Genomic DNA, 11,842 nt, shown 5'->3' with positions numbered 1-11,842 from the left:
CTCCCAGGAGGGGATTTTTCGCCCCTACAATTTTGTATCCAATGCAACAAATCACACCGTATATCCTGAAGACCCGATCTGAAGATAATTTTCACACTTAGACATTAAGGTCAAGATTTTGATACAAATTTTTTAAATTCAACTCAACGCCTAAAGACTCTAAAATAACACTCTGTTCAGGGTCTTCATATTCAGTCATCAACCACTGATTAGAATTTTGTTTGAGGTGGTGTTCAACCGATAGTTTCGATTGGTCAACAAGCAGATACTCGTTAAAACTGGGAATGGTGCGATACGCCACAAATTTCTCGCTGCGGTCATAGTTTCGGGTTGAATCGGATAGAACCTCAGCAATAAAGACTGGGTTCGTGACTGTATCTTGGCGATTCTCCTGTAACGCAACGGGTTTCGAGACCACCATCACATCAGGATAGGTGTAAAAGTTGCGATCGCCCACCCAGAGACGAACATCAGTTCCCAAAACCTCATACCGGTCTCCCTGGAGGTTTTGCATTAGCAGAAAAATTAACCGTAACGTCAGTTTATTATGATTAACGGTTCCTCCAGGCATTTCAATAATGTCTCCATTGCGATATTCATGGCGAACTGATGCTGTTTCTTCTAATTCTAGATAGTCAGCAGCGGTGTAGGTTTGCGTTGATGTTACCACCATAGTTATGTTGTCCTGTTGAGGTACCAGTGCTTTTATAAATTAACTAACCTGACATTTAAGAGGGGAAAATCGAGGCGATTTCCACCTCAAACTCAGGAAATAAGGGGGAGGTTAGGCGATCGCCCTCTAGCAAGGTCTGAACCCGCTGAAGTTGGGCATCCTGACGACGATACACCTCTAGGGTTTTCAGCCACCAATTCACTAACCAATACTCCTGAACCCCATACAGAGAATAGAGTTTTAACTTGACCTCGCGATCGCGTTGTTCATTGATTTCCCCTTGAGAGAGAATCTCGATCACCAACTCCAGGGCTACCGTAAAATGTCCCGACGCATCCACCCCAGTCTCTAACCGGGATTGACTAATCCAGATCAAATCGGGAATCACCGCATCCCGAGGACTGAAAATCAGCCCTGGAGTGGCGATTGGCCGACCGAGTCCAGTTTTCCGAGACCAGGCCTCGAGTTCAAACTGGAGATTACCACTAACGTTCTGATGACGAAAATGAGGGGCGCGAGTCACAAACAGGTCTCCATCAATGATTTCATGCCGAGTCCACCCCCCATCATCGGGCATTGCATCAAGATCACGAATCGTCCAAACTTGTGTCGGTGTGACCATGGGGAGTCCTCATCAAAACCAAACTAAAACCAAACTAAAACCAAACCAAATCGGGCATAGACCCAGCCTGTTGATCCAAGACTGACCCTATGCCCTATGGTAAGCCAAACTAACCCAACCTAGGAGGTCTCATCCACCTCAACGCGCTTCGTCCGAGATCGTTCCCCAGACCGAATCGAGATTTGAGACTTACGCACCCCAAAGCGGTCGGCTAAGACCTGGATTAACTCCTTATTGGCCTTACCCTCGACCGGGGGAGATTGCAGCCGAACCGTGAGACTGCCATCATCTTCGAGGATAATCGCCTGTTGCTTGGAATTGGGTTTGACCTTGACGTTAAACATCATGACTCCTCATCCGTTAAACGCATCTCAGCCCGAACCATGGACTCTCCTAAAATCCGTTCAATCTTAAAGCCAAGATGTTCAGAAATCCGTTGCATGGCCCGGTTATCCGAGAGAATTTCGGCAAAGACTAAATCAAAGCCTTCCGCCCGGGCAATTTCAATGGAACGACGAGTCATTTCCGTCCCCAAGCCTTGATGCTGGAAGCGATCGCTGACCAACAAGGAATACTCCGCATCACGGGTTCCGTGAATCAGACTCAAGCGGGCCACCCCGACGAGTTCATGCTGACCGGTTTCAGGATTACGATAGTCGGCAATCAGGGCCATTTCCTGATCATAATCAATAAAACAGAGGCGAGAGAGACGTTCATGAGTCACCCGGCGACTGAGTTTGAAGGCGTGGGCGTAGCGTAGATAGACACTTTCATCAGAGAGGCTTTCGTGGAACTTGACCGCCATCGGTTCATCTTCCGGGCGGATGGGGCGAATCGTCACCTCCCGTCCATCGCGAACCGTCCAGCGTCCCACATACTGACTGGGATAGGGGCGAATGGCCGGTTTCGGTAACTCAGCCACATCGGTGTCCGCCGGATGGAGAACCACCCGCGCATCCAGGGAAATCAGCCGTTCCGGGCTAGCCAGCAGCGGATTCACCTCAATCTCTTTAATCCAGGGTTGTTCCACCACCAGATAGGAAAAGCGGACCAAGAGTTGTTCGAGGGCGGCTAAGTCAATGGGATCGCGGCCGCGAATCCCTTTGAGGGCCGTATAGATTTTGGTGTTTTCCATCAAACGCCGGGCTAGAGTGGTGTTGAGGGGCGGTAGGCCTAGGGCGCGATCGCGGAATACCTCCACCAACTGTCCCCCGGTTCCAAACAGTAACACCGGCCCAAACTGGGGATCTAAACTACTGCCAATAATCAACTCGTAGCCATCGAGGTTCAACATCGGCTGAACCGTCACTCCTTGAAAGTCCTCAGGGCTATGGAGTTCACTGACGCGATCGCGAATCCGTTGATAGGCCTTCGCCACAGCTTCAGCATCATTCAAGTTTAGCTGGACCCCGCCCACATCAGTTTTGTGAGTAATGGTTTCCGAGAGGAGTTTTAACACCACCGGATAGCCGAGATCAGCGGCGGCGGCCATGGCTTCTTCTAGGGTTTGGGCGATGCGAGTTTCCACAATCGGGATGCCATAACTGGCCAGGAGTTGCTTCGACTCAAACTCCGTTAATAGCGTCCGTCCCGCCTCTCGTACCTTTTGGATAATGGCGTAAGCCGAGGGGCGATCGCGGCCCGAGGATTCCCCTTCCTCATCCTCCAACAACATCGGCGTCTCATACAAACTCCGCAAGTTACGGCTGTAGCGCCACATATAGTTAAACATCCGCACCGCCGTATCGGGATAGGGAAACGCCGGGATATTGGCCTGATTGAGAATCCGCGCCCCGGCTTCTACATCGGCCCCACCCATCCAACTGGCAAAAATGGGCTTTTTGTTGCGGCCTTCCATGGGACAAGCTTTGAGTTTTTCCGCCGTCTCCGTCGGAGAGGTCATGGCCTGAGGCGTTAACACCACAATCAAACCGTCACTATTGGGATCTTGGACGGCGACTTGTAAGGCTTTGGCATAGCGATCGGGGTCCGCATCCCCCAAAATATCAATGGGGTTGCCATGACTCCATTGAGGCGGCAAAATCTCATCGAGACGTTCGAGGGTTTCCGGGGCCAATTCCGCCAACTTACCCCCTTCACTAATCAGAGTATCCGTCGTCAGGACACCGGGACCCCCGGCGTTGGTCAAAATTGTTAAACGGGGACCTTTCGGGCGCGGTTGTTTCGCCAGCAATTCCGCCATGTAGAACAGATGGGCCAAGTGATAGACTCGTAACACCCCCGAGCGTCGGAAGGCCGCATCTAAGACCTCATCACTGCCCGCTAAGGCCCCGGTGTGAGAGGCCGCGGCCTTGGCAGCGGCTTCAGTCCGTCCCGCTTTAATGACGATAATCGGTTTACTGAGGGCAACTTCCCGGGCCGCCGACAGGAAAGACCGGGCATCGCCAATGGACTCCATATAGATGACAATACTCTCGGTGCGGGGATCATCGCCGAGATAGTAGATTAGATCTCCCCAACCCACATCTAACATCGACCCCAGGGAGACGAAGGAACTAAAGCCCACATTGGCTTGAAAACTCCAGTCTAAAATGGAGGTACACAGGGCGCCACTTTGGCTAATAAAGCCCACACTTCCGGGGCGGGCCATAGACCCGGCGAAGGTGGCATTTAACCCCGATAGGGGACTCATCACCCCTAAACAGTTGGGTCCCACAATCCGCATTTTGCCCCGGGCCGCGTCTAGGATTTGTCGTTCGAGTTCGACCCCAGCTTCTCCCACTTCTTTGAAGCCGGCCGAGAGAATAATCGCCCCGCGAACTCCAGCGGCGACACATTGACGAATCACCTCGGGGACCGTTGGGGCGGGGGTGGCGATGACGGCTAAATCCACTTGGGCCGGAACTGAGGCGACGTCGGGATAGGCTTTAATGCCTAAGACGCTGCTGCGTTTGGGGTTGACGGGAAACACGGTCCCGCCAAAGGGATGGCTAATCAGGTTCCAGAGTAAGGTTCGCCCGACGCTGTTGGCTTTTTCGGTGGCACCAATGACGGCAACATTGTTAGGGGAGAAGATGGCTTGCAGTAAATCACTTTGCGATCGCAGAACATCATGGGCTGGATCGGTTTTATAGGGGATTTTAGTAATCATACGTTTACTCCGTTTAAATCTGTTTTTCTGGACAGGTTAATGGTGATTAAGTGCCGTGAACGATGGGCGCAAAGAACTCGAGGTCATCCCTGGAAATCTTGTTACGTCAAGATGTCTGGCGAATCAAGCCCCAGTTTTGCTCCCCGAGGTCGGAGGCGGACTCGTCCATCCGCCTCCATTGGCTTTAGTGTACTGGTCTCTCCGGCAAGGGAGGAAAATTTTAAGATAGTTTTACTATTGCCGGATTTTAGTTAGGATAGGTTGCAAAACGTAGGATGTACCTGCTACATTTTAAGGCTCTACGGTCTTAAGGTTAGTGTACAAGATCACAAATCTACCGGAGACGATTGTCTAAAGGGCCATGACCTCCCCTGGAGTCGGCGGCTGTGGTCGAGTTCCTGGGTTGGCCTGGGGGGTATCACTGGGCTGGCTTACGGTAGAGGGTTGGGGTTGTTCACAGTTGTACGCAATTGGGTTACGAAATCTACTGATGAATGTCCGTCATGCTCGCGCCAATGATTTGTCTGCTATTGTGGGCATTTATAATGCTGCAATTCCGGGACGAATGGCCACGGCTGATGTCTCGCCGGTGTCGGTTGAAAGTCGTTACGCTTGGTTTAGCGGTCATGTTCCCGAACGCTATCCCCTCTGGGTGACGGAACGGGATGAGCGGGTGGTCGGTTGGCTCAGTTTTCGTCCCTTTTATGGTCGTCCGGCCTATGCGGCGACGGCGGAACTGGCGATTTACATTGACCCGGAATATCAGGGTCAGGGATTGGGTCGTTTTTTATTAGATTTGGCGGTTGCCAATGGCCCGATGTTACAGTTGAAAACACTCCTGGCCTTCGTTTTTGCCCATAACTTAGCGAGTTTAGGTCTATTTGAGCAGGCGAAGTTCCAGGAATGGGGCTATTTACCTCGGATTGCTCAACTCGATGGGGTTGAACGAGACTTGATGATTTTGGGTCATCGTCTCGAATCTCCCTCGTCGTTTTTACCGTCATCCCAGTCGGGATTGGTTTGAGGGAGTGGCCGCTTGCGTTCCCCCTTGAGATGTTGGCTGAGATAGAATTTATTGAGGTGATGTTTCCACAGTTTTTCCACAGTTGTCTGGCTCCGGGAGGTCAGAATGAAGGCTGATTCATCTGACTTTTCCACAGTTTCCACAGGGGGCGTTTAAGATGCTTTTTGCTAAAATTAAACTCCTATTAACCTAAAAAAAATTGAGAGAACGGCTGGGGGAAACTGTAAATTATTGTTAAGTTTTGCCGCATAATGGGCCGTTTTTTTGAGGAATCTCTTGACAAATACTTGGTTTTGTGAAACAAAAAAGCGATCGCCGAGGGGTGGCCGTCACGCCAATTGCCAAACTGGCTGCGATCGCGAAACAGTTAAGCCCCATTTCACATCAATACCCTTATGTCGTCCTAAACTCCCTCGTGAGAGACTCCGCCCGATAGGCGCGACCGTCACACTGGCCCTTGTCTCATCTAAATGATTATGAAACCTTTACGAACCCTATTGTGCTTCCTATTAGGGACAAGCCTGTTCCTAAGCGTAAACCTATTTTTGCCCAACATTCCCCTGTTGCTGCGGGGAGCTGTTGCCGCTCAAGCGGATTTCAGCCGCGACCTTGTCGTTCACAAGTCCATTAGCCTCAAAACCCATCCTGAGGTGGAGGTGACACAGACCAAGTCCCTGAAGGGATTGGAGGGGGGCGGCGATCGCCAACTGGCCCAACGGCCCATCCTCCAAGAACAAGGCCGTCTAACCAACCGCAGTTCCCGGCTGCGAGATGGGAGTCGCTACAATCTCTATGAATTTTCAGGAGAGGCCGGACAAGAGGTTCGCATTCAACTCGACAGTTCAGATTTTGACACCTATCTGATTCTCATCGGCCCCGACGATCAGCCCTTAGCCGAAAACGACGATCGCACCTCAGGAGATACCAACTCAGAACTGGTGCTGACTCTGCCGGCCACAGGAACCTATCGCGTTGTCGCCAACGCCTTTGATTCTCGCGGCCGAGGGGACTATCAAGTTGCTGTGTATGCCACGGAAACCGCCAGAAATACCGCTCAGGAGAAACCCGATCCCAACGCCACCCCAGCCACCCCAGCGCCCGTCTCCCTCAGCGAACGGGAAGCGTTAATGGCTCAGGCGGACCGCTACTATCTCCAGGGCAATCTCCGGGAAGCCGAACGGCTCTATCGTCAAGCCAAACCCGAGTTTCCCGCCGAGGGAACCCTCGAAATCGCCGACGCCATCACCGAGGATCAACTCTCCCCAGCCGGTCGCGTCTATTGGGATAATGTCCAAGAAGGCCTAGCCGAAAATCGCGAGTCTCAGGTGGAAGCCTCGTTAGATCTGCTGTTTGAAGAAGCCCCCGGCTTTGCACCGCCCTACGCTCTGATTGCTCAACGCCATCTCGATGAGGGAGACACCGACGAGGCGATCGCCTTCCTCGAAGAGGCCACCACTCGTTTCCCCGGTTCCTATGAACTGGCCCGAATGCTGGCCGAAACCCTACGAGAAGATGGACAACGCCTCGAAGCCTCGATTACGGCTCGGGAGTTCGCGATCGTCAACCCCGACCATCCTCAAGCCGGGGAGATGACGGAACTGGCAGAAGATTATCTCAGCAGTTTCCGGGGTCGCCTCCGGGAAAACATCGCCCTACGGGGCTTAGGTGGCTTAGCCGTGGGGGTCTTAACCGGACGCACCACCTCCACCGTGTTTCAGGCCATTAACCTGGCTCAGTTGATGCTGGCCGGGGAATCTCGCCTCGGGGAGCAAATCGCCGAACAGTTACAAGGTCAATTGCGGATGGTGAATGACCCAGAAATTCTCGGCTATGTGGACGAGTTAGGCCAAGATGTCGCCCGTTATATGGGACGAGATGAGTTTGACTATGAGTTTTTCGTGGTCGATGACGAGAATCTCAACGCCTTTGCTCTCCCCGGCGGTAAGGTCTTCGTCAACACCGGCGCGATTCTCGCCGCCAACTCGGAAGCGGAACTGGCGGGGTTACTCGGCCATGAAGTGGGTCACGCGGTTCTGTCTCACGGCTTCCAACGGGTGGTTACGAATAACCTGCTGGCCAACCTGGCTCGGGAAATTCCCTTCGGTAACTTGTTGGGAACCCTAGTGAGTTTGGACTACAGCCGTAAGCATGAACGCCAGTCTGACATTATTGGCACTCGGGTGATTCACAGTGCCGGTTATGCGGCTGATGGCCTGCGTAACTTCATGCAAACCCTACGAGAACAGCAGGGAGGCGGTCCGACGATTCCCTATCTCTCCACGCACCCGGCTCCGCGAACTCGGGTTCGTTATATGGAGGAGTTGATTGAGCGGAATAATTACAACCGCTATAGTTTTGAGGGAGTCGAACGCCACGCTCAAATTAAGGCTCGCTTGTCGTAGGTTTAGGGTGATGTCTTGACTCGTTGCGGTTGGCTCAATCTCCCCGCTCTCAGGTTTCCCTAGGATTCCTGAAGCAGCGGGGAGCTGTCGAGACAGGTACAACTGGGAAGTTTGACGCTAAAGGTGCTTCCTTCCCCAACTTGACTCTCAACGCTGATGGTTCCACCATGGCGTTCCACGGCTTTTTGACTGACATAGAGTCCTAAACCAGTTCCGGCAATGCGGGAGACATTGGAGGCTCGTTGGTGGCGATCGAAAAGATGAGGGAGATCGGCTTTAGGGATGCCAAGACCATGATCTGCAACTTGCACCTCGATTCCCTCGGAAGTGGGTTGTAGCGTCAGGGTGATGACGCCACCTTCGGGGGAGTATTTTATGGCATTGATTAGGAGGTTGGCTAAGATATGACGTAAGAGAATTTTATCCAAGACTGGGGTCTCAGAAATTGGCTCATACTGGAACTGCAACTGATGTTTATTTTCTGATAATGGCTCAAACTCAACGATTATTTCTTGAATAAAGGCAACCACGTCCAGAGGCTGGGGTAAGAAGGGCAATTGACCGGATTCAGCTCTGGAAACCAAGGAGACTTCATCGAGCATACCGTTTATGCTGGTAATGGCCCGCTGAATTCGCTCAAAATATTTTAATTTTCGTTGACGATCCCAACTCTCGTCAAAGATTTTCAGCATATCTGATGACATCTGAATGGCGGTTAATGGGTTCCGCAAATCATGAGAGGTCATGGAGAGATATTGAGATTTTTCGTCGAGGCTATTTTGGGATTCTTGGATGAGTTTTTTTAGGGATTCTGCATCTTTATGTTTCTTTAATACCATTTTCAAGGTGGCATGAATTTCACGCTCTTTAGGAGGTTTTAGAAGATAGCCATAGGAGCCAGACGCTTCGGCGCGATCGAGGGTTTCATCGTCGGCATAGGCGGTCAGATAAATTACAGGGATATCAATGGACTTCAGCAGTTTTTGGGTGGTTTGAATGCCATCCATTTCCCCTTGAATGACAATATCCATGAGGATAATATCTGGGGGATGTTCGAGGATTTTTTTAATCGCATCCTCGCCTGACGTCGCGGTTCCGATCACCTGGTATCCCAATTGCTTGAGTTTACGGGATAGGCTGCGGGCTAAAATGATTTCATCTTCAACTAAAAAAATGGTGATTGTCATGGTATTAGACTCTCCGTTTATATTTTAACTCAGAAAATGTCATATGAAATTCAGTTCCCTGTTGACGATTAAGGTGGATTTCACCTCGAATTTGCTCCACGAGCATGACAATCAGTTCCATTCCGAGAGAGTCAGTTTTGAATAGATCAATGTGTTCAGGAATCCCGATGCCGATATCTTTAATTCGGAGATGAATGAGTCCGGTTGGCTCTTGGTTAACTAAGATTTCAACAGTTCCTGTTCTAGCATCGGGGAAGGCGTGTTTTAAGACATTCGAGATGATTTCGTTAATAATAAGTCCACAGGGATGAGCGGTTTCAATGTTGAGCCGAATTGGCTCGGAGTGAATGGTATAGGTGATTTTGTGGCTATCTATGTTATAGGATGCAAAAAGCTGTTCGATGAGAGTTTCTAGGTAATCCCGAAATTCAATATGAGAGAGGTCAGTGGATTGATAGAGACGTTCATGAATCAGGGACATAGATAAGACACGGTTTTGGCTGTCTTGCAAGGCCCGATGGATTTCTGTATTATCGCTATAGTCGGACTGAAATTCTAAGAGAGAGGCGACAACTAAGAGGTTGTTTTTGACCCGATGGTGAATTTCTTTCAGTAAGATTTCTTTTTCTTTAAGATTCTGTTTGAGTTCAGCTTCTGAGTCTTTTCGCTCGGTAATATCGACATGAGTTCCCACAAAGACATTCGAGATGGTCTGATCTTCACTCGCTCCTCGATAGTGATAAGGACTTCCCATACTCTGAATCCAACACCAGTCACCTGACTGACGTTTCATGCGGAACTCAACAGCAAAGGGAGTATTGGTGCTGATGGCTTCTCGAATGATAGGTAAAACCCTCTCTAAGTCGTCGGGATGGGTGAGAGATTTCCAGGTGTCAAAAGAGCCGCTAAAGTCATCGGGTTGATAGCCAAGCATGGTGTAGTAGCGACGGCTAAAAAAGCAGTGGTTGTTGTTGACATCCCATTCCCACACGCCATGTTTGACGGCATCGAGAGCCATTTCCAGTCGTTGTTGGCTATGGTCTCGCTCAGCTTGGGCCAGTTTTCGCTCGGTAATGTCGTTGAGAATCCCGGAGAGACCGATAAAGGTGCTTTGAGAATTTTCCATGGCAATGACATCAATTTCTAGCCAGCAAACTTCTCCATTTTTCTTGTGAAATTGAAGTTCAGTTTTAAGTCGTTTATTGCCCCATTCTGTCTCTTTTTTTTGTCTAAATTTTCTGAATTTTCCGTGAATAGTAGAACGACTTTTGGGATGAATATACGTCCAAAAGGGTTGACCAAGACTCTCGGCTACGGAAAATCCAGTAATGGTTTCCCAGGCAGCATTGAGAAAGATCCAAGTGCCATTTTCGTCAACCTGAAAGATGATTTCTCTGAGACTTTCTAGCAGACTCTGTAGTTGCTCTCGACTGTTCCGTAAGGCCGTTTCCATATCCTGTCGCTCTTTGGCCAGAGCGATGGAACGGGAGACGGATTGTAGGAGGGTGATTTCTAGGTCACTCCAGGGACAAGTGCGATCGCAGCGATCAAAGCCAATAAAGCCGAATAAATGGGTGTTGCGGTTCAGACAAATTGGCACAAGAGCGATGGATAAGATCCCTTGGGAGTCCAGAATGGAGCGTTCAGGATAGGAGAGGTCGGCAACATTCCCGCTATAACACTGACCGGCTTGAAAGCAGCTCAAAATAGTTGGGGTGGTTTCGAGGGGAAAATTTTGTAAGTTGGGATCATCGAGATGGGAGATCACCCCTTCGGCACACCATTCGGCGACTTGACTGACTCGGAGTGTCCCCTGTTCTGGAGCATGGGTATGGAAGATATAGACGCGACTGGCGGTGGCGATGCGTCCAAGAATGGCAAGAATGGTGTCATAGTCAGGGATAGAGGTCGCGATGAGATGTCGTTGAATTTCGACGATGCCGCTGAGATAGCGATCGCGTTGGGCCAGTTCTTGGGTGCGTTGCTGCACTCGGGATTCTAAGTCTTCGTTGAGTTCCCGTAGGGCGGTTTCGGCTTTACATCGCTCTTGCAGTTGGGATTGAACTTGTTGGTAGAGTTGGGCTTGTTGGATGGCGATGGCCAGTTGCAGGGCGATATCCTGTAACAGTTGGATTTCGTTGGCATCCCAGGGATGAGGTTCGCGACAATGGTGGGCAATGAGGAGTCCCCAGAGTTCAGTGTTTGGGGCTGGGCGTCCGGGCCTCTCCTCCCGTAAGAGAATGGGAACTACCAGGTTCGCTTTGACCTTTAACTCCCTCAACATGGCCTGATAGCAGGGGTCGAGGTTAGTCCGATTCTCGATGTCGCTGGTCAGGGTGTGATAGCCCTGGAGATAGACATTTTGATAGACGTCACCAAAGCAGTTGTCCTCAAATGAGCGGTGAAGGATTCCTTCAACCCCTGAGGCGGTGGCTTCGGCGGTAATGATGCCCCTGGTGGCGTCGGTAAATTGATAGACGATGAGGCGATCGCAATGGAGGAGTTGCTGGATTTCGGTGACGGTGGTGTCCAGGATGCGATCGAGGTTGAGGGACTGTCGAATTTTTTGGGCGGTTTGGTTGATGAGTTGTTCGGATTTGGCTTGATGGCGGAGTTGGGTTTCGGTGTGTTTCCTGGCGGTTATGTCTCGGGCGATGCCGAAAAAGGATTTGATTTCTCTGTCGCTGTTAAATTCGGGAAACAGACGGGTTTGAAACCAGTAGGGACCATCGAGAGTGGGGAAGGGGGACTCGATAATCACTTCTTGGTGTGTTAGGAGAATCTGCTTGAAGCTATTTTGCCAATGTTTGATCACTTGTGGA

At 50.6% G+C, this 11,842-nt stretch carries 9 protein-coding genes; 3 read left to right on the top strand and 6 right to left on the bottom strand.

All coding sequences use genetic code 11. From position 1 onward, the window contains the following. Window positions 1–97 precede the first annotated feature (97 nt). The 4 genes from R6U67_RS10695 to R6U67_RS10680 form a co-directional block, all read right to left on the bottom strand. Window positions 98–673 (bottom strand): Uma2 family endonuclease, encoded by a 576-nt coding sequence (locus tag R6U67_RS10695; protein ID WP_410252531.1) that lies wholly within the window; start codon window positions 671–673, stop codon window positions 98–100. Between the two features lie 55 nt (window positions 674–728). After that, complete coding sequence (locus tag R6U67_RS10690) at window positions 729–1,295, bottom strand: Uma2 family endonuclease (protein ID WP_410252530.1); 567 nt, start codon at window positions 1,293–1,295, stop codon at window positions 729–731. A 119-nt stretch (window positions 1,296–1,414) separates the two neighbouring features. Next, complete coding sequence (locus R6U67_RS10685; protein WP_410252529.1) at window positions 1,415–1,642, bottom strand: DUF167 domain-containing protein; 228 nt, start codon at window positions 1,640–1,642, stop codon at window positions 1,415–1,417. Beyond that, window positions 1,639–4,407 (bottom strand): bifunctional acetate--CoA ligase family protein/GNAT family N-acetyltransferase, encoded by a 2,769-nt coding sequence (locus R6U67_RS10680; protein WP_410252528.1) that lies wholly within the window; start codon window positions 4,405–4,407, stop codon window positions 1,639–1,641. The genes R6U67_RS10685 and R6U67_RS10680 overlap by 4 nt, the downstream gene beginning before the upstream one ends. Before the next feature lie 490 nt (window positions 4,408–4,897). Between R6U67_RS10680 and R6U67_RS10675 the strand changes: the two genes are divergently transcribed. From R6U67_RS10675 to R6U67_RS10665, 3 genes are all read left to right on the top strand, one after another. Further along, on the top strand, window positions 4,898–5,431 hold the full coding sequence (locus tag R6U67_RS10675) for an N-acetyltransferase family protein (RefSeq protein WP_410252527.1): 534 nt from the start codon (window positions 4,898–4,900) through the stop codon (window positions 5,429–5,431). 295 nt (window positions 5,432–5,726) lie between these two features. After that, entirely contained in the window at window positions 5,727–5,867 is a 141-nt protein-coding gene (locus tag R6U67_RS10670; protein WP_410252526.1) for a hypothetical protein, read from the top strand. Between the two features lie 40 nt (window positions 5,868–5,907). Further along, window positions 5,908–7,833 (top strand): M48 family metalloprotease, encoded by a 1,926-nt coding sequence (locus tag R6U67_RS10665; protein ID WP_410252525.1) that lies wholly within the window; start codon window positions 5,908–5,910, stop codon window positions 7,831–7,833. Between the two features lie 59 nt (window positions 7,834–7,892). Here R6U67_RS10665 and R6U67_RS10660 read toward each other — a convergent pair whose 3' ends face one another. Together R6U67_RS10660 and R6U67_RS10655 are read right to left on the bottom strand one after the other, a co-directional pair. Next, on the bottom strand, window positions 7,893–9,020 hold the full coding sequence (locus tag R6U67_RS10660; RefSeq protein WP_410252524.1) for an ATP-binding protein: 1,128 nt from the start codon (window positions 9,018–9,020) through the stop codon (window positions 7,893–7,895). 4 nt (window positions 9,021–9,024) lie between these two features. Beyond that, window positions 9,025–11,842: PAS domain S-box protein (locus tag R6U67_RS10655; RefSeq protein ID WP_410252523.1), on the bottom strand; the 2,818-nt coding region annotated here is incomplete at its 5' end.

This window comes from Sodalinema sp. (assembly GCF_046483825.1).
Taxonomy (GTDB): Bacteria; Cyanobacteriota; Cyanobacteriia; order Cyanobacteriales; family Geitlerinemataceae; genus Sodalinema.
Note: the sequence above shows the minus strand (reverse complement) of the source record. Positions and strands in the feature narration are given on the sequence as shown.

Coding starts and splice junctions, on each gene's coding strand:
- R6U67_RS10695 (WP_410252531.1), bottom strand. CDS start 673: ATGGTGGTAACATCAACGCAAACCTACACCGCTGCTGACTATCTAGAA.
- R6U67_RS10665 (WP_410252525.1), top strand. CDS start 5,908: ATGAAACCTTTACGAACCCTATTGTGCTTCCTATTAGGGACAAGCCTG.
- R6U67_RS10685 (WP_410252529.1), bottom strand. CDS start 1,642: ATGATGTTTAACGTCAAGGTCAAACCCAATTCCAAGCAACAGGCGATT.
- R6U67_RS10675 (WP_410252527.1), top strand. CDS start 4,898: ATGAATGTCCGTCATGCTCGCGCCAATGATTTGTCTGCTATTGTGGGC.
- R6U67_RS10680 (WP_410252528.1), bottom strand. CDS start 4,407: ATGATTACTAAAATCCCCTATAAAACCGATCCAGCCCATGATGTTCTG.
- R6U67_RS10660 (WP_410252524.1), bottom strand. CDS start 9,020: ATGACAATCACCATTTTTTTAGTTGAAGATGAAATCATTTTAGCCCGC.
- R6U67_RS10690 (WP_410252530.1), bottom strand. CDS start 1,295: ATGGTCACACCGACACAAGTTTGGACGATTCGTGATCTTGATGCAATG.